At 69.6% G+C, this 24,396-nt stretch carries 17 protein-coding genes; 8 read left to right on the top strand and 9 right to left on the bottom strand.

The window, feature by feature from the left end:
• The first annotated feature begins 33 nt into the window (after window positions 1–33).
• Window positions 34–1,305 (top strand): AGE family epimerase/isomerase, encoded by a 1,272-nt coding sequence (locus CDO52_RS22085; RefSeq protein WP_017620404.1) that lies wholly within the window; start codon window positions 34–36, stop codon window positions 1,303–1,305.
• The gene (locus CDO52_RS22090; protein ID WP_269769155.1) at window positions 1,302–2,282 is read left to right on the top strand and encodes a carbohydrate kinase family protein; all 981 of its coding nucleotides are present in this window, start codon (window positions 1,302–1,304) and stop codon (window positions 2,280–2,282) included. Before CDO52_RS22085 ends, CDO52_RS22090 begins: the two co-directional genes overlap by 4 nt.
• 72 nt (window positions 2,283–2,354) lie before the next feature.
• Here CDO52_RS22090 and CDO52_RS22095 read toward each other — a convergent pair whose 3' ends face one another.
• Both CDO52_RS22095 and CDO52_RS22100 read right to left on the bottom strand, forming a co-directional pair.
• On the bottom strand, window positions 2,355–5,477 hold the full coding sequence (locus tag CDO52_RS22095) for an AfsR/SARP family transcriptional regulator (protein WP_017620402.1): 3,123 nt from the start codon (window positions 5,475–5,477) through the stop codon (window positions 2,355–2,357).
• A gap of 1,350 nt (window positions 5,478–6,827) precedes the next feature.
• Window positions 6,828–8,318 (bottom strand): SulP family inorganic anion transporter, encoded by a 1,491-nt coding sequence (locus CDO52_RS22100; protein WP_017620401.1) that lies wholly within the window; start codon window positions 8,316–8,318, stop codon window positions 6,828–6,830.
• A gap of 772 nt (window positions 8,319–9,090) precedes the next feature.
• Here CDO52_RS22100 and CDO52_RS22105 point away from each other — a divergent pair.
• The 5 genes from CDO52_RS22105 (at window position 9,091) to CDO52_RS22125 (ending at window position 19,015) form a co-directional block, all read left to right on the top strand.
• Window positions 9,091–9,333: a hypothetical protein gene (locus tag CDO52_RS22105; protein WP_017620400.1), complete on the top strand. Its 243-nt coding sequence runs from the start codon at window positions 9,091–9,093 to the stop codon at window positions 9,331–9,333.
• A 155-nt stretch (window positions 9,334–9,488) separates the two neighbouring features.
• Window positions 9,489–10,271 (top strand): signal peptidase I, encoded by a 783-nt coding sequence (gene lepB / locus CDO52_RS22110; protein ID WP_232524288.1) that lies wholly within the window; start codon window positions 9,489–9,491, stop codon window positions 10,269–10,271.
• A 152-nt stretch (window positions 10,272–10,423) separates the two neighbouring features.
• Entirely contained in the window at window positions 10,424–10,858 is a 435-nt protein-coding gene (locus CDO52_RS22115; RefSeq protein WP_094932661.1) for an STAS domain-containing protein, read from the top strand.
• A 96-nt stretch (window positions 10,859–10,954) separates the two neighbouring features.
• A complete protein-coding gene (locus tag CDO52_RS22120; protein WP_017620397.1) occupies window positions 10,955–11,932 on the top strand; it encodes an arsenic resistance protein in 978 nt (325 codons plus the stop codon).
• 438 nt (window positions 11,933–12,370) lie between these two features.
• Window positions 12,371–19,015, top strand: a complete 6,645-nt coding sequence (locus tag CDO52_RS22125; protein WP_198345776.1) for a type I polyketide synthase — start codon at window positions 12,371–12,373, stop codon at window positions 19,013–19,015.
• A gap of 81 nt (window positions 19,016–19,096) precedes the next feature.
• Here CDO52_RS22125 and CDO52_RS22130 read toward each other — a convergent pair whose 3' ends face one another.
• The 4 genes from CDO52_RS22130 to CDO52_RS27810 all read right to left on the bottom strand — a co-directional run bounded on the left by CDO52_RS22130 (window position 19,097) and on the right by CDO52_RS27810 (window position 20,753).
• Window positions 19,097–19,339: a DUF397 domain-containing protein gene (locus tag CDO52_RS22130; protein WP_394340764.1), complete on the bottom strand. Its 243-nt coding sequence runs from the start codon at window positions 19,337–19,339 to the stop codon at window positions 19,097–19,099.
• Window positions 19,294–19,482, bottom strand: coding sequence for a DUF397 domain-containing protein (locus CDO52_RS22135; protein WP_017620395.1), 189 nt, complete (start codon window positions 19,480–19,482; stop codon window positions 19,294–19,296). The genes CDO52_RS22130 and CDO52_RS22135 overlap by 46 nt, the downstream gene beginning before the upstream one ends.
• A 5-nt stretch (window positions 19,483–19,487) precedes the next feature.
• Window positions 19,488–20,342: a helix-turn-helix domain-containing protein gene (locus tag CDO52_RS22140; RefSeq protein WP_017620394.1), complete on the bottom strand. Its 855-nt coding sequence runs from the start codon at window positions 20,340–20,342 to the stop codon at window positions 19,488–19,490.
• A 177-nt stretch (window positions 20,343–20,519) separates the two neighbouring features.
• The gene (locus CDO52_RS27810; protein ID WP_017620393.1) at window positions 20,520–20,753 is read right to left on the bottom strand and encodes a hypothetical protein; all 234 of its coding nucleotides are present in this window, start codon (window positions 20,751–20,753) and stop codon (window positions 20,520–20,522) included.
• A gap of 146 nt (window positions 20,754–20,899) precedes the next feature.
• Here CDO52_RS27810 and CDO52_RS22150 point away from each other — a divergent pair, with 146 nt between their 5' ends.
• Window positions 20,900–21,370 carry an ATP-binding protein gene (locus CDO52_RS22150; RefSeq protein WP_094932663.1) on the top strand — a complete coding sequence of 157 codons (471 nt, stop codon included), beginning with the start codon at window positions 20,900–20,902 and terminating at the stop codon, window positions 21,368–21,370.
• A gap of 141 nt (window positions 21,371–21,511) precedes the next feature.
• On the opposite strand, the gene ligD (CDO52_RS22155) is transcribed toward CDO52_RS22150, so the two are convergent.
• Genes ligD (CDO52_RS22155) through CDO52_RS22165 form a run of 3 tightly spaced genes read right to left on the bottom strand, consistent with a single transcriptional unit; the run spans window position 21,512 to window position 23,956 of the window.
• Window positions 21,512–22,423, bottom strand: a complete 912-nt coding sequence (gene ligD / locus CDO52_RS22155; RefSeq protein WP_017620391.1) for a non-homologous end-joining DNA ligase — start codon at window positions 22,421–22,423, stop codon at window positions 21,512–21,514.
• A gap of 1 nt (window position 22,424) precedes the next feature.
• Window positions 22,425–23,378 carry a non-homologous end-joining DNA ligase gene (ligD, locus tag CDO52_RS22160; RefSeq protein WP_017620390.1) on the bottom strand — a complete coding sequence of 318 codons (954 nt, stop codon included), beginning with the start codon at window positions 23,376–23,378 and terminating at the stop codon, window positions 22,425–22,427.
• Window positions 23,375–23,956 carry a DNA polymerase ligase N-terminal domain-containing protein gene (locus CDO52_RS22165; RefSeq protein ID WP_017620389.1) on the bottom strand — a complete coding sequence of 194 codons (582 nt, stop codon included), beginning with the start codon at window positions 23,954–23,956 and terminating at the stop codon, window positions 23,375–23,377. The genes ligD (CDO52_RS22160) and CDO52_RS22165 overlap by 4 nt, the downstream gene beginning before the upstream one ends.
• Window positions 23,957–24,396: the final 440 nt, after the last annotated feature.

The following is a 24,396-nucleotide window of genomic DNA, read 5'->3' on the forward strand; positions in this document are numbered from 1 at the left end:
TCGACCCCAGTTGATGAATGGAGCTCACCGACCATGCGCCACTCTTGGCCCGACCTGCCGTTCCACCAGGCGTGGCTGCGCGCCGAAGCGCGGCGGCTGCTGTCGTTCGCCGCCGACGCCGAGCGGCCGGAGAACGGATTCGGCTGGCTCGACGACCGCGGTGCCCTCCTGCCCGCCCACGGCACCCCCACCTGGATCACCTGCCGGATGACCCACGTGTTCGCCCTCGCCGACATGATGGGCGTCCCCGGTTCCGGACCTATCGCCGACCACGGCGTGGGGGCGCTGCTCGGTCCGCTGCGCGACGCCGATCACGGCGGCTGGTACGCCGGACTCGGGACCGACGGGCAACCCGAGGGAACCGTCAAGTCCGCCTATGACCACGCGTTCGTGCTTCTCGCGGCAGCCTCGGCGACCGCGGCCGGGCGCGAGGGCGCCCCAGAGCTGCTCAAGGCGGCGACCTCCGTCATCGAGGAGCGGTTCACCGACGGCGACACCGGCCGCTACCTGGAGAGCTGGGACCGCGCCTGGACGCAGCCGGAGGACTACCGCGGCGCCAACAGCCACATGCACCTGGTCGAGGCGTTCCTCGCCACCGCCGCCGCCACCGGGCGCCGCGTGTGGCTCGACCGTGCGCTGGGCATCGCCCAATTCGTCGTGCACGAGGTCACCGCCGCCCACGACTGGCGGATGCCCGAGCACTTCACCCCCGGTTGGGAGCCAGTTCTCGACTACAACACCGACAACCGTGCCCACCCCTTCCGGCCCTACGGGGTGACCGTCGGCCACCTGCTCGAATGGGCGCGGCTGCTGGTGCAGATCGAAATCGCCCTCGGCTCGGCTGCGCCCGCGTGGCTGCTGGACGACGCCGCCTCGCTGTTCGACGCCGCCGTGCGGCGCGGCTGGGACGTCGACGGCGCCCCCGGCTTCATCTACACCCACGACTGGGACGACACCCCGGTGGTACGGGAACGCATGCACTGGGTCGCCACCGAGGCGATCGCCGCCGCGGCCACCCTGTACCGACGCACCGGGGACGCCCGCTACGAACGCTGGTACCGCACCTGGTGGGACTATGCCGCCCGGCACCTCATCGACCGGCGGAACGGCAGCTGGCACCACGAACTCGACCCGGACAACCGCCCCGCCGCCACGGTCTGGGACGGCAAGCCCGACATCTACCATGCCTTCCAGGCCGCGATCCTGCCCTGCCTCCCGCCCGCCGCGGCGTTCGTCTCGGCGGTCGGCGGCGGTTCCGACGACAACATCCCGCACCAGCGGGAACGACCCGAGGAGACCCCGTGAGCGCACCCCACACCCCGCAGCCGGAGCCCGGCGCTCCCCGACTGGCGGTCCTCGGGGAGAACGTCATGGACCTGATCCCGCGCGGGGACGAACCCGGCGTCTACCGGGCCGTGCCGGGTGGCGGCCCCGCCAACATCGCGGTCGCCGCGGCCCGGCTGGGGACGCCCACCGCGTTCCTGGCCCGGTTCGGCTCCGACGGATTCGGCGCGACGATGCGCGAGCGGCTCGCGGCGGAGGGGATCGGTCTGGACCTGGCGGTCACGGCGCCCGAACCCTCGGCCCTCGCCCTCACCACGCTGGGCGCGGACGGCCAGGCCCGCTACGACTTCTGGATGGACGGGGCCGCCGACTGGCAGTGGAGCGACGCCGAACTGGCCGCGCCGCTGCCGGACTCGCTGCGGCTGCTGAGCGTCGGGTCGGTCGCGGCCTTCCGCGGCCCCGGCGCGGAGGCGATCGAGCGGCTGCTGGCCCGGGAACGCGATCGCGGCCGGTTGATCCTGGGGTTCGACCCGAACGTGCGCCCGGCGGTGATCGGCGATCCGGACTGGGCGCGCGCCCGCTACCTCGGCCTGGCCGGGCTGAGCCACGTGGTCAAGGCCAGCGACGAGGACCTGCGGATGCTGCACCCGGGCGTCGACGAGGAGGCGGCGGCCCGGCAGCTGCTCGGCGAGGGCGCCGCGCTGGTCGTGGTGACCGCCGGAGCCAAGGGGTCCCGCGCCTTCACCCGCCACCGCGACCTCGCCGTCCCCGCCCCGGCCGTGGACGTCCAGGACACCATCGGCGCGGGCGACACGTTCATGGGCGCGCTCCTGCACACGCTCGCCCGTCTCGACGTCGCGCCCGACGCCGTCGGCGACCTCGGCGAGCCGGATCTGCGCACGCTCCTGACCACCGCCGGTGCGGCCGCCGCCGTGACCTGCACACGCTCCGGCGCCCAACCGCCGACGGAGGCGGATCTGGCCCCCTACCTCCGTTGATCTCGGAGATATTGGGGCCTCAGCGCTGATTTTTCCCCCAGTATCTCCGAGATCAACGGAGAGGGGACGGGATCAGTGGTCGGCCGCGGAGCTGTCGACGGGTTCACGCATGAGCTCGTCGGCTTCCCGGCAGACCTCGCGGGCGGCCTGCCCCTGGCCGCTGGCCTCATAGGCCCGGCCCAGGGTGCGCAGCGCGGGGGCGAGGAAGGAGTGCCACCCGCGGGTACGCCAGATCCGCACCGCCTCTTCCAGGGTGGTGACGGCCTCGGTCGTGCTGCCGTCGGCCAGCTGGATCTCGCCGAGCAGGGTGAGGGCGTCGGCCAGGTGGTGGTCCATGCCCTTGCTGCGGCTGTGCTCGGCGGCCGTCGACGCCGTGGTCAGGGCCTCGGGGTCGCCGAGCGCGATGTACAGCCGGGTGAGGTAGAGGAGCGAGAACACCTCGGAGTACCGGTCCTCCAGCGCTCGCGCCATGTCGAGGGAGCGCAGCAGATTACCGCGCCCGTTGACCACGTCACCAGTCAGGCACTGGGCGGCGCCGAGGAACTGCATCGCGGTGACCTCGAAGCGGGGGTTGCCGAGCAGCCGCGCGAGTTCGAGAGCCTTGTTCAGGTGGGTGACGGCGTCGTGGTTCCGGTTCTCCTCGTGGTCGACGACGGCCATCACGTGGTAGGCGCGTGCCGTCCCGCCGAGGTAGCCGACGGCATCGGCCAGATCCAGCGCCGCCTCGGCCGACGCCCTCGCCTCGCGCGACGCCCCTTGGGAGACCAGGCCCCAGGTCCGCATCACCAGGGCGTCGGACATCCCGCGCCGGTCACCGATCTCCTGGAAGAGGTCCAGCATCTGCTGGGAGTGCTCGTACATCCCGGCCATGGCGTCGTCGCTGTGCTGGGCGGTGGACCACGTGTGCAGGTCGGTGAGCCCGCGCCAGAGTACGGCCTCGCCGCGCTTGTCGCCGACCCTGCGGCACAGCTCGATGGCGGCCTCGTGCGTGCGCCGCCAGTCGTCGAACCTGCCCCGGACGTCGAAGTACTTCCCCAGACACCCGGCCAGGTCCCACGCGAACTCGGCCTCCTCCATCCCGCACGCCTGGAGGACGACCGCCGACATCGCCGCCCATTCGGAGTCGTACCACCCCATGGGGTCGCTGAGCAGCTCGGCGGCCTCGTCGGACGGCAGCGGCCAGCGGGGCGCCGCCCCGTGCATCGTGGCGTAGCAGGGACCGGGGACGTACTCGGTGGCCTGTTCGGCCAGCCACAGCCAGGCGCCGAACGCGCGACGCTGGGCGGCGGTCCGCTCCTCGGCCTGGTCCTCGGCCTCGGCCCGCTCCCGGCCGAAGAGGCGGACGAGATCATGCATGCGGTAGCGCAACCGCCCGGTGACGTCGGTCCCGGCGATCGTCAGGAGCTGGGCGTCCACCAGGGTCTCGATGTGGGTCTCGGCCCGGTCCAGGGAGGCGTCGAGCAGCGCGGCGACCGCCCACGCCGTGAAGTCGGGCACCTCCAGGGTGCTCATCAGGCGGAAGGCGCGCCGGGTCTCGTCGGCCAGCCCGGCGTAGCTGAGGGCGAAGCTGGCCCGGACCGCCAGGTCGCCGGTGGCGAGCTCGTCCAGGCGGCGCTGTTCGTCGCAGAGCAGGCGCGCCATGCGGGCCAGGGTCCACTGCGGGCGTCCGGCCAGCCGCGCCCCGGCGATGCGCACCGCCAACGGCGTGTAGGCGCACAGACGGACGATCTCCTCGGCGGCCACGGGCTCGGCCGCCACCCGGTCGGCTCCGGCGATGGCGGCCAGGAGGTCGATGGCCTGCTGGGGTTCGAACACATCGAGGTCGATGAGCCGGGCACCCTCCAGTCCGGTGAGCCGTGCCCGACTGGTGATGAGCACGGCGCATCCGGGCGTGCCGGGGAGCAGCGGGCGCACCTGCCGCTCGGAGGCCGCGTTGTCCAGGACGACCAGCACCCGGCGGTCGGCCAGCCGGCTGCGGTACAGCGCGGAGCGCTCCTCCAACCCGTCCGGCACTGCGCCGCCCTCCAGTCCGAGCGCGTGCAGGAACCGGGAGAGCACCTGTGCCGGGTCGACGGGGGCTTCCTCGGCGCCGCGCAGGTTGACATAGAGCTGGCCGTCGGGGAAGTGGCGGGCCTGCTCGTGGGCCACGTGCACCGCGAGCGCCGTCTTGCCGATCCCGCCCATTCCGGCGACCGCCGAGATCACCATGGGGGACGAGGGGAGCGGGTCCGCGCTGTCGTCGGCCCCGGTCTCCGAGGGCTCGTCGGCGAGCCCGCAGCCGAGCTGCGCCACCTGGGGGCGGCGCCCGGTGAAGTCGGCGATGTCGGGCGGAAGCTGGGCTGGGACCGGCGTGGACGAGCGTTCCGGGACACCGTGACCGCCGACGGAGGACCCGCCGGCGTCGGCGGACTCCGAGGCCGGATCGAGGCGGCGCGCCCGCGGCGGCCGGTCGGGGAGATCCAGGGAGGTGTCGTTGACGAGGATCGCCTGCTCCAGCCGGACCAGCTCGCGGCCGGGCTCCAGGCCGAGTTCGTCGACGAGGAGGGAACGGCCCTCGCGGTAGACCTCCAGCGCCTCGGTCGAGCGGCCCATCCGGTAGAGCGCGATCATCAGCTGGGCGCGCAGACGCTCGCGGTAGGGGAACTCGGCCACCAGAGCGGTGAGTTCGGCGGCGACCTCGCGGTGTCGGCCGAGGGACAGCTCGGCCTCGATCCGGTCCTCGGCCACGACCTGACGCATCTCGTTGAGCCGAGCCGCCTCCTCCCGGACGAGGGGCATCGTGTCATGGCCCGCGAAGGCCGGACCGCGCCACAGCTCCAGCCCCTGACGCAGCAGATCGCCGCCGCGCTCCGGATCCCCATCGGCTATGGCGAGCCGCCCCTGGTCCACGAACTCCTGGAAGCGGACCGCGTCGACCTCCCCCGGCGCCGTCACCAGCCGGTACCCCACCGGCCCGCGCCCGACGCGGCCCGACTCGCCCAGGGCCTGGCGGAGGTGGTGGACGTAGACCTGCAGACTCTTGACCGCCGACTTGGGCGGCGCGTCCTCCCACAGCGCCTCGATCAGCCGCGCCTCGGAGATCATGACATTGGGTCGGCACAGCAGAGCGGAGAGCAGCCCGGCGATTTTGGGCGACAGCCGCACGCCACCGCCGTGGCCGCGCACCTCGAGCGTTCCGAGAACCTCGAACTCCATGCCAACTCCTTGACGACGGATGTCGTGCTCATCGGCCGGGTTCCCCAACCGGTCGCCAACTCTCCCCCGACGGTCCCGCGAGCACGACGCTACCGGGTCGCCTTCGGACGGCGCTGACCAGGATGGAGGAGCGTCCAACCGGATGTCCAACCGTGCTCCATCCGGATTCCAGCCACGGCCGCACAGGATGGGGGATAAGAAGCTCCGGAGCCAGTCGGCTCCTGGGGCGGACGTCTCCTTTAGGGGCGTGTTCCGCCACGTGCGGCCACGCCACGCATGGGGGCGGGGAGACACCCTCATAACCTCCAAGGACGGCAGCCGGTCCCATGCCGGTTGGGAGGGATGAGGCGCAGGAGCCAGACGGCCGCATCATGATTTCCGGGCATGACGAGGGGGCATCATGGTGTGGCCGTCGGCGTTCTTCCCGCGGGCCTCCCATGTGCCCCCACGGGCCACGTCATTCCCGGTCCCCTCGTTGCCCTTCCTCTTCTTTCTTCCCCTCCACTGCATCTGCGCCGCATCGGCCGCGTGCACCACAGCGGACAGCTGGGGCGGCCTGTCAGAAGGACCGTAGAATCGGGCGCGCCGTGTCGCAGCCCCCGCGACCCGGTGGTCCCAACCCTTCACCGGGTTTCCTTCGAGGATGCCCCCGGCTTGAGCCGGGGGAGGAATCGAATCCCTGCGGAGCAGGGCAAGAACGGGATTTCGCTCCTAGGGCGACAGACCGCCCGCATGATCGGGTATTCGGGCAATATGTATCGCGTGCGTTGCGAGAACCAAGCGCGTACACCGTGCCGGTCGAGAACCAAGACGGCACAGAACAACCCAGCTTTGCTGTACCAAACCGGGCAGGTTTCATCCCGGCTGGTGTTAAGGGAGTAAGACCTTTCAGGTCGCTAACCTGTAGGGCTTCCTGAGCCAGGAATCCCCCTGCTTCAGCTGGGGGAGGGTTCAACGCAGTGAAAGAGAATGACGTGACCCCGCGGTCCGGAGATCGGTTGGGCCCCGCTGCACGACGTGGATGAGCGCGATCCCGTCGTCGGTCCGCTCGCCGCGGCGCCCGGGGTGCTGCACTGGCACGGCGACCGCATCGTGCCCGACGCGGCGACGCCCGTGCTGGCACCGAGACGACGCCGTGTCAGGCGTTCCGCGCCGGATCGGCTGCCGGGGGCACTTGCGTTCCCTGATGCTGGACCGCGTCGCAGGAGCTGCCCCGTGTTCGGTCGACTGACTGAGCGGGGACCGCGCCAGAACAGCACAGCGAGATACAAAGGGCGCGGCCCCGGGGACATCGCTCGTCCCGGGCCGCGCCTCTTGGCGTACGCCGATCCGGCCGCAGCCCGGCCGGGCTCAGTGACCGCCGCTGAGTGTGCCGGTGAGCTCCTTGTGCAGCTCCTCGCTGGGCACGTTGAGGCCGGTGATCTCGACGTCGATGCCATGCTTGGCGAACTTGTCGCTGGCGTGGTCCAGCGCCGCCACCGCCGAGGAGTCCCACATGTGGGCGTTGGACAGGTCGACGACGACCTTGCTCACGCCCTCCTCGTTGTAGTCGAACTCGCCGACCAGCTCGTTGCTGGACGCGAAGAACAGGTCGCCGCGCACCGAGTAGACGCGGACACCGCCCTCGGGGTCGAGCACGCTGGTGACGTTGGACAGGCGCGCCACCCCGCGGGCGAAGATGACGATCGAGGTGAGCGACCCGACGACCACGCCGATGGCGAGGTTGTGGGTGCCGACGACCACCGCGACGGTCACCGCCATGACGATGGTCTCGCTCCAGGGCATCCGCTTGATCGTGCCCGGCGCGATGCTGTGCCAGTCCAGGGTCGCGATCGACACGAAGATCATCACCGCGACGAGCGCCGCCATGGGGATTATCGCCACGACGTCGCCCAGCACGACCACCAGGATCAGCAGGAACACACCGGCGAGGAAGGTCGACAGCCGAGTGCGGGCGCCAGACTTCACGTTGATCATGGTCTGGCCGATCATCGCGCAGGAAGCCATCCCGCCGAAGAACCCGGTGATGATGTTGGCCCAGCCCTGGCCGCGCGCCTCGCGGCCCTTGGCGGACCGGGTGTCGGTGATGTCGTCGACGACCTTGGCGGTCATCAGCGACTCCATCAGGCCCACCAGCGCGAGGGTGAGCGAGTAGGGCGCGATGACCTCCAGCGTCTCCAGGCTGAGCGGCACGTTGGGCAGGAACGGGATGGGCATGCTGTCGGGCAGCGAGCCCATGTCGCCGACCGTGGGCACCTTCACCCCGGAGGCGATAGCGACGCCGGTCAGCACCACGATGGCCACCAGCGGAGCCGGGACGGCCTTGGTGAAGCGGGGCAGCAGGAAGATGATGGCCAGGCCCGCGGCGACGAGCGCGTAGACCCCCCAGCCCTTGCCCCAGAAGTGCGGGATCTGCGCCATGAAGATCAGGATGGCCAGCGCGTTGATGAACCCGGTCATGACGCTGGGCGGCACGAACCGCATGAGCTTGGCGACGCCGAGCAGCCCCAGGACCACCTGGAACACACCCGCGAGGATGGTGGCGGCGAGCAGGTAGTCGACGCCGTGGTCCTTGACGAGGTCCACCACGACCAGCGCCATGGCACCGGTGGCCGCGGAGATCATCGCCGGACGGCCGCCGAGGAACGCGATCGACACGGCCATGACGAAGGAGGCGAACAGCCCGACGCGCGGGTCGACGCCGGCGATGATCGAGAACGAGATCGCTTCGGGGATCAGAGCGAGGGCGACCACAAGGCCCGCCAACGCCTCGGTGCGCATCACCGAAAAGGTCGGGAAAGTGGGTCTCAGACGCTTGGCCGTCTTCTGCGAGGTCGTCATGGATCCAATCTCACGGAGCGCAGCGCAGGGCTACGGGTGCGGGCAGTTCGGGCCGGGTCGGCGCTTCGCGCCCTGCCAGGGGGTCGGCGTTCGCACCAGGCGATTACCGCGCGAGCAGGGCATGCTCCGATCGGGCGCGTGTTCACGCACGCGGCGACGCTGCCGCGAGTCCGGCCGAAGGGCGGCCGGAACAACCAACAACGGAAAGGAGATGGAGCAGGAAAAGGCGCACTAGCCCCATAAGGGACAACCGCCCTCAACCTTACCGTCACGTTAGGGTCAGGACCCCCTGCGAACGCGTGAGAGTACCCTCACACCCTCACCCCGCTCGGCCCGGGATACCTGCGCATCTCCACGAACACAGCCTGACCGCCGTCGACGACGGCACTGTTGCGGACGGGCTAACAGGTCGTGAGGACCGGTGGCGCGTTCGAAAGCCGACGACACTTCCCCCGAACCGGCCGCCCCAGCGCGACACGCGCCCGCTGATACGCGATTCCGCCCACGTCGGGGCCCGGTCTTCGCTACCGTCAGTGGCGAGTGGAACACCACCCTCAGCGGCGCGGCACTCCGTACCGCCCCTTGGGCGTGGCCACCTGTTCGCCTCGGGTTGTCCGTTTCTTCCCTAACGTAAGGGTAGAGTGCTGTCGGCGCCGAAGCGCGCCCTGCGCCTCTGCGCTCCTCCCCGCCTCTCGCGCGGGGCCATGACTCCACGGATCGCCGGGGTGCCTTCCGCTCGCTTTCACTCTTGACGCACCACGGAGACGAACCAATGGCGACGTATCGCGTCCGCATGACCGACGGAACCCTGCGCACCGAGCAGGCGCTGCGTGTCCGCACCGACGCGCACAACCTCTACCTCGAAGAACGGGCCGCCGGAGCCTGGCGCCCCGTTCTCGACGTCCGACTGGACCAGGTCGACCAGATCCAGCGCCGCTTCACCGAGAACGACGGCCGCTGGGTCTGGCTGACCGAGACGCTTCCCGCGCCCGCGGGCGTCCGCGCCTGGAACTAGCCCGCGGGTAGCCGACCACGCCGCCGACTTCGGGTGCGTGCATACCGGCGATCACGGCCGACTCGGGATACGTTGGCTGTGGCCTATTCTTCGCCGGGTAAAGGTGCCGCATGCTGAACGATGAGCGTGATCCGTCGTCCGAGTCGCATGGTCCTGTGGCGCGATCATCTGGAGCCCACACGCACCCCTGGACGCATCGTGCGGACAACGCGGAGGATCACGACACAACGGACTCCCGCAAGGGAGAAGAGCAGGGCGGGAAAGAGAAGGAGAAGGACGGGAAGAAGCAGCGGTCGTTCTGGAAAGAGCTGCCCGTCCTCCTGGTCATCGGCCTGCTCCTGGCGTTCGTCATCAAGACGTGGGTGGTCGAGCCGTACTACGTGCCGTCGGGGTCGATGGAGAACACGCTGCTGATCGGTGACCGCGTCTTCGTCAACAAGCTGGCCTACGCAACCCGGGACATCGAGCGCGGTGAGGTCATCGTGTTCGACGGACGAGAATCCTGGGACGCCGTTGAGGGCGCGGAGACCTCTTCTGGCTTCCTCACCTCGGTGGCGGACTTCGCCGGGATGTCCCCCAATCGCAAGGACTACACCAAGCGGGTGATCGGGCTTCCGGGTGACACGGTGGAGTGCTGCGACGAGAAGGGCCGCATCAGCATCAATGGCGAACCCATCGACGAGCCGTACCTGTTTCCGGAAAGTCGCGAAAGCCATGAGAAGTTCGGGCCGGTGACCGTCGGCAAGGGGCGTTTGTGGGTGATGGGAGATCACCGCGCCATCTCACTCGATTCCCGGGGCCACGCGGAGCCCGGGGAGGACGGCACCATCCCGATCAGTTCCGTGGCAGGACCCGCGTTCCTCATCCATTGGCCCCTGGACCGCATCTCCACGCTCTCGACACCCAAGAACGCATTCGCAAACGTTCCGGCGCCGTGAGGGACACCCTGACGCGGCATGTTTCATGCCCGATTCGCGAAACGGCTGCGCGGCGACCCATATCTCATTAGCTTGGGAAGGCAGCACGAGAAAACGACGGCAGGGTCCAGACCTCACCCGCAGCCGACCGATGAGCGGAAGGCGGGATCGATATGCGCGAACTCCACGTGGACGTCCGGTACGACGACGACCGGACGACCTTGCGGGTGCGCGGTGAGCTCGATATCGCCAGCATGCCCGGCCTGGAGCACTCGGCCGCCCAGGCCGAGGCCGAGCACCCCAGTCGGCGCGTGACCGTCGACCTCACCGAGCTGGACTTCATCGACTCCTGCGGGCTCAACGCCCTCACCCGCATGCACCGGCGCCTCCTACGCGGCGGCCGGAGCCTGACCGTCATCGTTCCGCAGGGCAGGATCGACAAGGTCTTCCAGTACAGCGGCCTGAAGCAGTGCATGGACATCCAAGTCTCGGCCACCGCGCCCGACCGCCCGTCGCTGTGCGGGCATGACCACGGCGACTCCCAGATCCCCCGCCCCGCCGCACCCGCCGACGACGGCTCGGACGACGGCGGCCCTCCGGCGGCCTGACCGCTTGGGCCTCCGCCACCGGTTCCACCGCCACGACGTCCGACCTGGCTCCCCGCGGCAGCGGAGGCCGACGCTGGCCCTAGCGTAGAGGTCGTGATGTCGATCTGGGAGCGCGCGCAGAGCGTCATGGTGGCAGCCTGCGCCGCGGTGGGGCTGATCGTCGGCACGGCACTTCCGGTCGGCGAGGTCGCACAATACGTCGTACTGCCCGCGCTCATGCTGATGCTGGTGGCGGTGTTCGCGCAGGTGGACGCCGCCCAGGTGGGTGCGGCGCGACGGGCACGCACCGTGGTGGCGGCCAGCCTGGTGCTCAACTTCGTGTGGACGCCCGCTCTCGCGTGGGCCTTGGGCGCCGGGCTGCTGGGCTCCGCGCCCGACCTCCGTATCGGCCTGCTCCTGCTGTTGGTCACGCCGTGCACCGACTGGTATCTGGTCTTCACCGGCCTGGCCCGTGGCCACCTGGGCATCGCCGCGGCCGTCCTCCCGATCAATCTCGTGCTGCAGCTCCTGCTCCTCCCGGTGTACGTGCTGCTCCTGGGCGGACAGGCGGCGATGGTGGACGCGGGCACGCTCGCCGAAGCCGTCCTGCTGGTCCTCGTCGTCCCGCTCCTGGCAGCGGTGATCCTCCGGTGGGCGGCGGCGCGGTTCCGGGGCGCGGCATGGCGTGACACGGTGCTGGTGGGCGCCGCCTCGCGCGTCGTGCTGCCGCTGCTGTATGTCGCGGTCCTGGCGATGTTCGCCTGGCAGGCCCGCACCGTCATCGAGCACGGCACCGATCTGCTGGCGATGCTGCCGCCACTGGCACTGTTCTTCGTTGTGGCTCCGCTGGTCGCCGTAGGGACGGCCAGGCTCCTGCGGCTGCGCCCGGACGAGCGGGTGACGCTGACCATGACCACGGTGGCCCGCAACTCGCCCATCGCCCTGGCCATCGCGGTTGCGGCGTTCCCGGACCGGCCGCTGATCGCGGTCGCCCTCGTGGCCGGGCCGCTGCTGGAACTTCCGGTATTGGTCGTCCTGAGCCAGATCGTGCGTGTTCCGGGCGAATCCGGCACGGCGCCGCGCGCCGATCGCTAACGCCCGATAGCGATGGCCGCACAGCCGGTGAACAACGGATTGTAATTCCTTCAACACGCACCGAGCGCTTTCAGCATTCGGTCGCATTCACCGGCCGAATACCGCGATCTCCCCACGAACTCCCTGCACACGGGCCATACTGATGAACACGGACTGCGGACCACTGACGCGATGCCGGACGCGCGGTCGCAGCACCGTGATTCGCGCCGCCCCGCGACGACATCAGGACGCCCCGTGTCATCTGAATTCCCAACCCCCAACGCATCCCCTACTTCTCCTGCACTCCCCGACCGCCGCATCCGGATCATCCGAACGGATAGATAGCGCCCCGAACTTGCCTTTCTGACCGTGGGACGCTTTTCTTTTTCTATTCTATTTCTCGGAGGTTTTTTCGGCGTGCAAAAAAATGAGCCAAATTCCTCATATTCCGCGGTTCCGGTGGCGATCGTCGGTATCGGGTGCCGGCTACCGCAGGCACGCGGTCCCCGCATGCTGTGGCAGCTGCTCCGGGACGGTGTCGACGCCGTCTCCGCGGCGCCGCCGGAGCGCTCACCGGAAGCACGAAATGCCCTGAGCGCTCCAGGGACCCCTGGGGGACGGGGTGGGTTCCTGGACGGGATCGAGGAATTCGATGCCGCGTTCTTCAGCATCTCCCCCCGTGAGGCCATCTGGATGGATCCGCAGCAGCGGCTCCTGCTGGAGACGGCGTGGGAGGCGTTCGAGGACGCCGGCCTCACCCAGGATCAGCTCAGGGGAAGCGACACCGGGGTCTTCGTCGGCCTGCAGTCGGGAGAGTACTGGGAGCTTCTCCACCGCGCGGAGGAGTCCGGGGGGCCGGAGCGGGACCTCCATGCGGGCCTGGGCAGCGGCTTGCGCAGTGTCATGTCCGGCCGGATCTCCTACGCCTTCGACCTGCGGGGCCCATCGGCGACGGTGGACGCTGCCTGCTCATCGTCGCTGGTCGCGGTGCACCAGGCGGTGCAGAGCATTCGCAGTGGCGAGTCCGGGATGGCGGTGGCGGGCGGCGCCAACCTCCTGATCCGGCCGATCCTCTCGACGATCATGGCGGGCGCAGGGGCGCTCGCCCCCGACGGGCGGTGCAAGTTCGGCGACGCCGACGCCGATGGGTTCGTTCGAGCGGACGGTGTCGGGGTCGTCGTGCTGAAGCCGCTCGACCGGGCGCTGGCCGACGGCGATGACGTCTACGCCGTCATTCGGGGCACCGCGAGCGGGAACGACGGCCAGGCCAGCGGCTACCTGATGGCCCCTGCGGTCGAGGGGCAGCTGCGGACGATGCTCGCCGCCTACGCCGACGCCGGTATCGACCCGGCCACTGTGGACTATGTCGAGGCGCACGGCACAGGCACAAGCGTCGGCGACCCCGTCGAGCTGGAGGCGCTGGGCACGGTGCTGAGCCCCGGCCGCGATCCGGACCGCCCCTGCCTGGTCGGCTCCGTGAAGACGAACATCGGGCACACCGAGGCGACCGCGGGCGTCGCCGGGCTGATCAAAGCGGCGTTGTGCCTGAAGAATCGGGTGATCCCGCCGAGCCTGCACTGTCGGGAACCCCACCCGCTGTTGCCTTGGCAGGACTGGCGGCTGTCGATTCCGGCGGAGCGGGCGATGCCCTGGCCGGATACAGGGGACCGCGACCCGGTCGCCGGGGTCAGTTCCTCCGGCATATCGGGAACCAACGTGCACCTCGTGCTCACAGGCCTTTCCGAACCCGCACGGAAGGACGACGCCCCCGCACTCGCCGATGAGCCCGCACCCGACCCGAAGGAGAAGGCCGTCCACCTGCTCCCGCTGTCGGCCCGCGACCCGCAGGCGTTGCGGGAGCTCGCCGACTCGCACGCCGAGTACCTCGGCACCACCGGCCGGAATGTCCCCCTGCGCGATATCTGCCACAGCGCGGGCGAGCGGCGCTCCCACTTCGAACACCGGCTGGCCGTCACCGGTTCTGATCACACGGAGCTGCACGCCCGGTTGGCGGCCGCTGCCGCCGGTAATACGGAACCCGGGATCGTCGGACCGGGTGAGGCAGCGGAACACCGCGTGGCCTTCGTGTTCCCCGGGCAGGGGGCGCAATGGACCGGCATGGGCCGGGAGCTGCTGCGCGACTGCCCCGAGTTCCGGCGTGTCATCGAAGAGTTCGACGCGGCGATCGCCGCCGAGGCCGGGTGGTCGCTGCTGGAGCTGCTCAATGATTGCGACATGGACACGGCTCCCATCGATCGGGTCCAGCCCGCGTTGGTGGCGGTCGAGGCCGGAATAGCCCGGGTACTGCGCGACTGGGGGATCGAGCCGGACCTGGTGGTCGGACAGAGCATGGGCGAGATCGCCGCCGCGTACACCGCGGACGCGCTGAGCCTTGAGGACACCGTGCGGATCATCTGCCGACGGTCCACCCTGATGCGGCGGCTCAGCGGCCGCGGGGCGTCGCTGTGGACGGCCCTGTCCGAGGCGGAGGCCGCAGAACAGGCGGAACGGTTCCCCGACCGGGTCTCGATCGCGGTGATCAGCGGGCCAGGGAGCACGGTGCTGTCCGGCGACGCGGAGGCGATCGAGGAGATCCGTGCCGGGCTTGAGGCGAGCGACGTCTTCTGCCGCCTGATCAAGGTCGACATCGCGACACACAGTCCGCAGATGGCGGAACTGCGCGACGACATGCTCACCGAACTGGAGGAGCTCGCGCCGCGGGCCGCCCGGCTACCGATCTGGTCGACGACCGACGCCGGACCGATCGACGGCACCAACCTCGACGCGGACTACTGGATGCGCAACCTGCGGGAGCCGGTGCGCTTCGGGCCGGTCCTGCGGGAGATCGCCGACGCGGGTCCGCTGATCTGCTGTGAGATCAGCCCTCATCCGGTCCTGCTCCCGGCCTTGCAGGAGATCCTTGGGCCGGACGACCTCACCGTCAATCCCCTGCGCAGGGACCTGCCGGAGCGGACCGGGATGCTCACCGCCCTGGGGGAGCTCTATGTGGCCGGACGGCCAGTGTCGTGGTCCGCTCTCGTTGGTGACGAAGCCAGCTTCACCAGGCTGCCCACCTACCCGTGGCAGCGCGAGCGGTTCTGGTACACCGACCGAACGGGCGAGCCCGGTCCGGGGCAGGAGCAGGGGCACGGGCAAGCGCTGTTGGGGCTCCGGCAGGACCAGGGGGCCGACGGGGCCGACATCTGGGAGGGGCGCCTGGACCTCGCCCGCCACGCCTTCCTCCTGGACCACCGGGTGGAGGATGAGTCGATCCTTCCCGGGGTCGCCTATGTGGAGCTGGTACTGGAGGCGGTCGCCGAGCTGCATGGAGACGAGTCGGTGGCGGTGACCGACGTGGCTCTCGACCGCGCCCTTTTCCTCGACCCGGCCCGCGAACCGCTGATCCGGTTGCGCCTCCAGGCGACCGAACGGGGACAGGACGGCACCGTCTTCCGATGGTTCGAGGTGAGCAGCCGGAACAGCGAAGACACCGATAGCGGTGATGGGGGCGGCTGGATCGTCCACGCCCGCGGCCGCCTCCGATTCGGCGCCGCCGACCTCCCGGAGTCGTGGGAACCAGGGGCGTCACTGGCCGAGGTCCGGAAACGGTGCACCGCGGCCGTGCCCGCCGCGGACTTCTACCGGAGCCTGGGCCGCACGGGAAACCAGTGGAGCGGCGGCTTCCAAGGCATTACCGGACTCTGGCAGGGCGACCGTGAGGTGCTGACCCGGATCGAGCTGACCGACGACGTCTCCACGGCCGGTTTCCAGGTCCACCCGTGTCTGCTGGACGCGTGCCTGCACGGGGTGATCGCGGCGAAGTCCGCCGCGGGCGGCCCCGGTGGCTCCATCGTCGGCGGCGGGCTCGGCGCCGTCGTCTTTGGGCGTCGGCCACACCGGCGGGTGTGGTGCCATGCGCGGCTCACCGGCACGGACACGACCGGCTACCGGGGCGACGTGCGCCTCTACGACGACGAGGGAACGGTGGTCACCGACATCCGCGACGTCGGCGTCCGCTACCTGGAGCCAGGGCCGGAACCGCACTCCGCCGGGGTCGCGGCCGTCGCGGGGCCGACGGGTCCCGCGGACGACTCGGGTGTCTACACAGTGCGCTGGGAACCGGCCGATTCGGCGCCCGCGCCCGAAGCTGCCGAATCCGCGCCCGGCCCCTACGTTGTCTTCGCCGACTCCCGTGGAGTCGGCGAAGGACTCGTCGGCAGGCTCCGGTCCCACGGCCGGGACTGCGTCCTGGTCCGCCCCGGCGACGCCTTCCATCGGCTCGGGCCCGGGCACTACACGATCCGGCCCGGTTCGACCGACCAGCACCGGCAGCTGCTCACCGAGGCTCTAGCCGACACGCTCACCGACGGCAACGGCACAGATCAGGCGCACGTCGTCCACCTCTGGAGCCTCGACGCCACGACGCTCGCCGACGCCGAACGTCTTGGCTGCGCCGACGTGCCCGCACTGATGCGCGCCCTGACGACGCTCCCCGATCCGGCTCTGACCCTCGTCACCTCAGGCGCCCATGCCGTACACGACGGCGGCTGCCCCCACCCCGAGCAGGCACCGCTGTGGGGGCTGGGGCGGGCGATCACCAGTGAACTTCCCGGTCTGCGGCTCCGGCTCGTCGACCTCGACCCGGCCGCCCTGACGTCGGGTGCTCCGCACCAGGCGGCCCCCGACCCCGCCGCCAGCACGCGGCACATCGACGGCCTCCTGTCCGAGTTGTCCGCACCGGACACCGAGGACCAGGTGGCCTTCCGTGGGGGACGTCGGCTGGTTCCACGGCTGTGCCCGTACCGCGGAAACGGTGTCGGCACCCGCCCCGAACACCGTGGTGGCCCCGTGGAACTGGCCGTCGGAACCGCGAGCCCCACCGGGTCGACCCGTCGCGCGGCTCCCAGTCCGCTCACAAGGGCCGGCACGAGCGACACACCCAACACGCTCGACTCGCTGAGGCTTCAGCCGATGGCGGCGCGCCCGCCGGGGCACGGTGAGGTGGCCATCAAGTCGGCCATCGCCCCCCTCGCGTTCCGCAGTGTGCTGGTGGCCCTGGGGATCCTGGAGGCTCCCGACCCGGACCGGCCCGGCCTCGGGTTCGAGTGTGCCGGGACCATCACCGCTCTAGGCACAGGCGTCCGCGGATTCTCGGTCGGGGACGAGGTGCTCGCCCTCTCCCACCAGGCCATCGCCAACCACGTGCTGGCCCCGGCGACGCTAGTGTGCCGCCGCCCGGCCAACCTGGGGCTGGAGGAGGCGGCAACGGTTCCCGGCGTCTTCACCACCGCCGACGTGGCGCTGCGCCACGTCGCCCGGGTGCGGCCAGGGGAGAAGGTGCTCATACACAGCGCCGCCGGAGGCGTCGGACTGGCCGCCCTACAGATCGCCCGCCGCGAGGGCGCCGAAGTGCTCGCGACGGCGGGGACCCCGGAAAAGCGCTCCCTGCTGCGTTTCCTCGGCGCCACGGTCGTCGGCGACTCCCGGTCGACCGAGTACGCCGACACCGTCAGGGAGATCACCAACGGGTACGGCGTCGATGTCGTGCTGAACATGCTGTCCGGGGAACCGCGTGCGGCGAGTTTGGACCTGCTGGCCCCGTTCGGACGATGGATCGAGCTCACCAAGCACGACATCCTCCAGGGCGTCCCCATGGACATGCGACCGTTCGAGCGGGCGCTGAGCTTCACCTGCGTGGACGTCCTGCAGATGGCCTATGACCGGCCCGAACAACTCGGATCGTCGCTGCGCGAGATGACGGACCTGGTCGCCCGCGGCGAACTGCGACCGCTGCCATACCAGGTGTTCCCCGTTGAACGCGCCGCCGACGCCTTTCGCCTCATGGCCCGCAGCGGGCACACGGGCCGGGTGATGCTCTCCTTCTCTCGACCAGAGCAAGCATCGACATCGCCCCCGGCGCAGCACCCTCCCGTCCACGCGGACGCCGGATACCTGGTCACGGGCGGCGTCGGCGGCATCGGACTAGAGGTGGCACGGCGGCTGGTCGCGCGGGGAGCCCGCAACCTTCTGCTGGTGGGGCGCAGCCCGCTCACCCCAGAGCGGGCCGAGGCCGTGCGCGAACTGCGCGCCACGGCACACGTCGGCTACGAGGTTGTGGACGTCGCCGACGAACCGGGGATGAAGCGGGTTCTCACCGAGTGGGCGGCACAGGGCAGGCCGTCGATCCGGGGTGTGGTGCACGCAGCGGGGGTGATCGAGTATGCCGACGTCACCGACCTGACCGAGGATGACGTGTCCACGATGATGCGCCCCAAGGCGCACGGGGCAGCAGTACTCGACCGGCTGTTCTCCGGGCAGGACCTGGACTTCTTCGTCCTGTTCTCGTCGGGCTCGGCGCTGCTTCCCTCCCCCATGATCGGCGCCTACGCCGCCGCGAACGCCTACCTCGACGCTCTCGCTCACCGGCGGCGCGCCCGTGGCGAGGTTGCGACCAGCGTCGACTGGGGATTCTGGGCCAAGGTCGGCATGGTCGCCCGGTACCAGCGCGAGAAGGACATCGACATGACACCGGACGGCATGCGCAGCTTCGACCCCGATGAGGGACTCGCCGTCCTCGATCGGCTGATCAGCGACGGGACGACCCAAGCGGCTCTGCTTCCCACCGACTGGCGCCGCTGGGCCGAAGCCCACCCGACCGCGGCCCGCGTTCCGTTCCTGTCCCGGGTTGTCCCGGCGTCCGTGGACCACGGCACCGTAGGGCCCACACCCCCGGCATCCACCTCTCGGTCGGTTCCGACCAGCAACTCCCTTCCCACCGCCGAGCAGGACACCGCAACGAAGGAGATGGAGAACACCACCCTCACATCCCAACAAGAACCGCGTCCGGCACCCACCGGTCACGACGAGATCGTCGCCTACCTCCGCGACGTCACCGGCGAGATCCTCGGCCTTCCCTCCGCCCGTGTCCATCCACGGCGCGCCCTGAACTGCCAGGGCCTCGACTCCCTGATGGCGGTCGAAATCCGCGCCCGTATCAAGCGCGACCTGGGCGTCGACCTCCCCATCGTGAAATTCCTCAGCGCAGGAACCCTCACGGACCTGGCCACCGCCCTGATCGACCGATCCACGCCCGGCGGGAGGTGATCCCCTCCATAGCCTGACCGCCGCCTCCACGGCAAAAGGCCGCCCCACCGATGCGATCGTTGGGGCGGCCCTGTTCGGTGATCAGCCTTGGAAATCGCCTCTTTGGAGACCTCTGACAAAGGCGTGCCACTCCGCCTCGGGGAAAGTCAGAGCGGCAACACCCGGGTTCTTCGAGTCACGGAGTGCTGTGGCACCGACGAGGTCAGCGACCTCGACGCAGGCCTCGCGACCTCCGCTGTAGCTGCTCTTTCTCCATTCCGGCTGGTCAGACACTTGTCTCACTTGAGGTCTCCGGCCTGGAGCCCCCAGACGAAGGCACTCCACTCGGCATCAGCGAAGGTCAGAGCTACGGCATCAGGGTGCTTGGAGTCACGGATCGCGATGATGCCGGTGAAACAGGCGATTTCGACACAGTTGTTGTGCTGCCCGCTGTAGCTGCTCTTCCTCCACTTCCGCTGTTCAGACACTTGTCTCACTCTTCTAGGGCTTTGATGGCGTCGTCGATGAATCTGAGGGACTTGTCCGGGCTGAGCGCGGCCCCCTGCGCCCCTCCGAACATGGCCTCAAACTCATCCAAATCGTCGCTTTCCTCCAGATACAGGCTAGATGTCGGCGTGTCCATGTACGCGATACTGGTGTCTCTCGGGTCGGGAAAGTCCATGATGACGAAGCTTCCCGTGGTAGCAGCGTGCGCCCCCTCTGAGAAGGGCAGCACCTGGATGTCGATGTTGTGCCGAGCCGCCATGTGCGTCAGATGCGTCAGTTGGATCGTCATGACCTCATGGGAGCCGACGGTGCGTCGCAGTGCAGCTTCGTCGATGATCACCCAGTAGCGGGGTGGATTCACACGGTTCAGAATGTCTTGCCTCTTGATGCGTGCTGCGACCCGCTCCGCTATCTCTTCGTCAGACCGAACTCGGTTCGCACGAAAGATCGCCGTCGCGTAGTCAGGCGTCTGCAGCAGCCCTGGGATCACCTGGCACTCGTATGTTCGGATACGCGACGCTTCAGCTTCGAAGTCCGGCAAGGCTGAGGAGAGCACGGTCCTGTACCGCATCCACCATCCTCGCTGCTTGGCTTGACGTGCGCATTCATGCAGGCCAGCCCGGATCTCCTGGTCATCCTCCCCGTAGTAGTCGAGGAGTGTTTCAAGCTCTTCGGCGGACACGGCCTTTTTGAAGCCTGTCTCGATGCGGGACACCTTGGCCTGCTGCCACCCCAACTCCTTCGCAACCTGCCCTGTTGTCTTCCCAGTGGCTTCCCTGTAGCGACGAAGCTGGGCGCTGAGACGTCGCCGCCTCACGCTTGGGCTGTACACCTCCTGCATACGCGACAGTGTAGATCGCCTCCCGGATTTTTGCATAATGCAGAGAATCGCTTGACTGACTGAGTGATGCACTTCACGATTGATGTTGCCCGCAGTACTCAATCTTCGCGAAGCCAGACGCTCCTTAAGGGAGGTTTCCGCATGTCCGCACACACTTCTTCCCCTCACCCCGCGTCCTCAGAGGACAACCAACGCCGCGATCACCTCACCCGCCTTCTCACCGCTGTCCGTGCGCGCGGTGGGCTGGCGCTCCTCGCACTGGCAGGGACTGATCACCCCGTCCTCTACGTCCGCCACAGGGGCCGCCTCATGCCCGTCGTGGTCGTTCGCGGCGTCACCGGTGGGTGGTGGTTCATCTGGGGCCGTTCGGGCTTCGCCGATGCCGCGCACGTAGAGGTTGCCGCCGATCACCTGGCGGGGCCGCCCGTCCCTCCTCCTGACCGCGACCCGTACGGCCGGGTGGTGTCCCTGCCCCCGGCACGGGCCGCATCACCGCGGCTGCCGCAGTCTCCTTCGCAAGCCCACAACGGAATCGCCGTCAAGGCGGTGGCGTAGTAATGCCCGGATACCGGCTCGGCAGCCTCACCGCCGTATCCGAGTTCAAGGAATTCCCCGGGCAGCCCGCTTACTGCCCCGACGCCCGCCACTTCATCCGCACCGTGCTCGCCGACCACCGGCGGGTCGTCGAAGACGCCGAACTCGTCGTCTCGGAGCTGTTCGGCAACGGCTGCCGCCATACACGCAGTGGCGAAGGCGGAACTCTCGGGGTCAGCGTCAGCGCCCTCGTCACAGAGCTGACAGTGGTCTCCGTGGCTGACCAGGGTCCGACCGCCGCCGACCTGGCCGCCCGACGACGCCCCGTTCCAGTCCTCAAACCGGCCGACTCCGACACACTCGGCTGGCGGGGAATCCACCTCGTCTCCGAAGTGGCCGATGACTGGGGCTACTCCCCCAACGATGACGGCGGCCTGACCGTGTGGGCCGTCTTCGAATCCCCGCACCCCTCCATGGCTCGCCTCACCGGCTGACGCCACGCCCACCATCACCATCCTCCGCCCCCTGCAGCTGATGGGTTTCGACCAGCCAGGCCCTCGCCATCTACCCCAACCGCGACGAAGCCATCTCGGGGCCTCCCCTGCGGTGACACTGCGATGACGCCGAGGACCGTATCAATCCGCGAGAGCCGCCAGCCGATCGCGAGCGGTGGCCGGTGTGGCGGCCTGCTCGTCGATAGTCGCCCAGGGGTCGGATTTGTGCCCGAGGCGGTTGCGGATCGTCGCATGGGTGTGGCCGTTCGGGGTGGAGCGGCCGAGTTCGTGCCAGTCCAGTGGGGTGGCCACCGTTGCGCCGGGGCGAGCGCGTAGCGAGTACGGCGTGATAAACGTCTGGCCGTAGGCGTTGCGGTTGACGTCGAGAAAGATCCGGTCGCCGCGGCGCTCCTTGCGCTGCTCGGTGGTCAGCAAGCCGGGGTCGCCATCGGCGAGGTGGTCCGCGATGCCGACGGCCAAGTCGCGGACGAACCGGAAGTCGGCCGAGCGGTCCAGCGGCGCGACCACGTGGTAGCCGCGCCCGCCGGTGGCCTGCACGAAGGGGGTCAGCCCGAGCTCGCGGTACAGGGTGCGCAGACGGCGCGCGACCTCGCGCAGCGTGGCCACCGACACGCCTGGTGGCGGGTCGATGTCGATCGCCAGCCGGTCGGGGCAGTCCAGCTTGTCTACGGTGGACAACCCGACGTGGAACTCGATCGTTGCCTGGTTGGCCAGGTACACCAGCATGGCGGCGTCGTCGCACACCACGTGACTCACCGAACCGTCACCGCGCTGGGGCACCTCGACGACGCGCAGCCAATCGGGAAAGTAGTCCGAGGCCTCCTTCTGGTAGAAGCCGTCGGCGCCGATCCCGTCCGGGTAGCGGCGCATGGTCAGCGGACGGTCGGCGAGGTGCGGAAGCATGACATCGGCGACGGCCCGGTAGTGGTCGAGCACGTCGCCCTTGGTGAGGTGATCGTCCGGGTAGAACTCCTTGTCCAGTTTGGACACGTCGATGTCGTGGCCGGCGACGTGGATGGTCTGTGCCCCCATGTCAGCTTGTCTCCCTCACGACGTCGGCCGCCGACTTGTCGGTGCGCATCCCGAGGTAGCGCGGGTGGCGCAGCCGGGCGTCGGTGGTCCACTCAGTGAAACCGACCTGCACCACCAGGTCCGGGTGGATCCAATGCGCGCCCCGCTCCCGCACCGCGTCGGCGAAGGGGCTCTCCCGGCGGGTCATGCCGTCCATCCGTTCGCGCAGCGAACGCAGGGTCGTGTTGTCGTAGCCGGTGCCGACCTTGCCCGCGTAGCGGAACCGGCCGGACCCGTCGTGGTAACCGACGAGCAGCGCGCCGAACCCGACGCGCGAGCGCTGCGGGTCGGTGAAGCCGCCGACCACGAACTCCTGGTCACGCACGCACTTGAACTTCAGCCAGTCGGTCGACCGTCCGCCGCGATACGGTGCGTCCGCGCGCTTGGCGATCAGGCCCTCCCAGCCACGCTCGCACGCCTCCCGGTAGTAGGCCTCACCATCGGTGTTGCGGTGCGGGGCGAACCGTAACGGATCGCGGAAATCGAACACGTCCCGCAGGATCCGCTTGCGTTTCCGCAGCGGCAGCCCAGTCAGATCCTCGCCGTCGTGGGACAGCAGGTCGAACAGGTAGTAGTAGGCGGCCACCCCGGTGGCCGCGATGCGCTCAGGGTCCGTCAGGTGGATACGGGCCTGCAGCCGGGCGAAGCTCGTCTGCTCACCGTCGAACGCGACGATCTCCCCGTCGGCGACGAACCGGGAGCCGCCACGCTCGGCGAGCGCGTCGACCAGCTCCGGGTAGCTGTCGTCGATGCGCTTCTCGTTGCGCGACCACAGCTGCGGGGCGCCATCCTTGCTGTCATCGTCCCGGACGGACAGTGCGCGCATGCCGTCGAACTTGCGCTCGAACAGCCAGTTCGGATCGGAGAACCGCCGCTCGGTGAGCGTCGCGAGCATGGGTTGCCGCCAGCCGGTCATTCGCCTGCCAGCTCCTCGTTGGTCCGCCCGGACAGCACCGACTCGGGCTGTGTTACGGCCGGCTTGCGGCGCCGGTCCGCGCCCTCGTCGTCCCGCTTCACCAGCAGCCACTGCTCCCGGCCGCGCATCCTCGTCAGGGCGAACGCGCCGGTGAGCTTCCGCCCGTCGAGCCACACCAGCAGGTGTCCGCCGTCGACGGCCTCGGCGATCGGCACCTGCTCGCCCCGCCGCTCGGTGAGGTTGCGGTAGGTGCCGGTGTCCCACACCACCACCGTGCCTGCGCCGTACTCGTCCTCCGGGATCCGGCCCTCGAACTCGGCATAGTCGAGCGGATGGTCCTCGGTGGGCGTGGCCAACCGCTTGTCCGCCGGGTCCAGCGACGGGCCCTTCGGCACCGCCCAGGACACCAGCACGTCGCCGACCTGCAGCCGGAAGTCGAAGTGCAGCGTGGACGCATCATGGCGCTGGATCACGAACCGGTCGCCGTCCCCCGCCCCGAGCCCGCGGCCGACCGGCTCCCCGGAGCGGGACGGATCCCGCTTCGACCGGTACTCGGCCAACCGGTCACTGCGTGCCATAGGCGTGAGCTACCCGACCAGCGGCGACGACAAACCGCGCCAGCGGTGCGGCGAATACCCCAGGTCACCGACTGGACGCGGACTGGACAGTGCACGCCGACGCCGCCGGAGTGCCGAGCCCGCGCCGTGACTCTCGGGCCCGGCGGTCGCGAGTCCGACCACCCCATTTCCCCCTCTACCCCCCGACAGGGGAGGATCAGGCGGAGGGACGCACGAATGTGACGAGGACTATAAGTGCCCCTCTAGCGACGCACCGTCCCGAGAATCCAGCCACTGGTCACGGCGATGAGTACACCGGGCCCGGCGGCCAGTGTCGCAGCGGTGGAGACAGCGAGGAGTGCCAGGGGAGCGGAGGATGAGGTGACCCACGAGGCGCCAGGTGCCCCTGTGGAACCGGCCCATCCCCACGTCCGTGGGGCTCACACACAGCGCAATTCCGG

It is taken from the genome of Nocardiopsis gilva YIM 90087 (genome assembly GCF_002263495.1).
Classification (GTDB): Bacteria; Actinomycetota; Actinomycetes; order Streptosporangiales; family Streptosporangiaceae; genus Nocardiopsis_C; species Nocardiopsis_C gilva.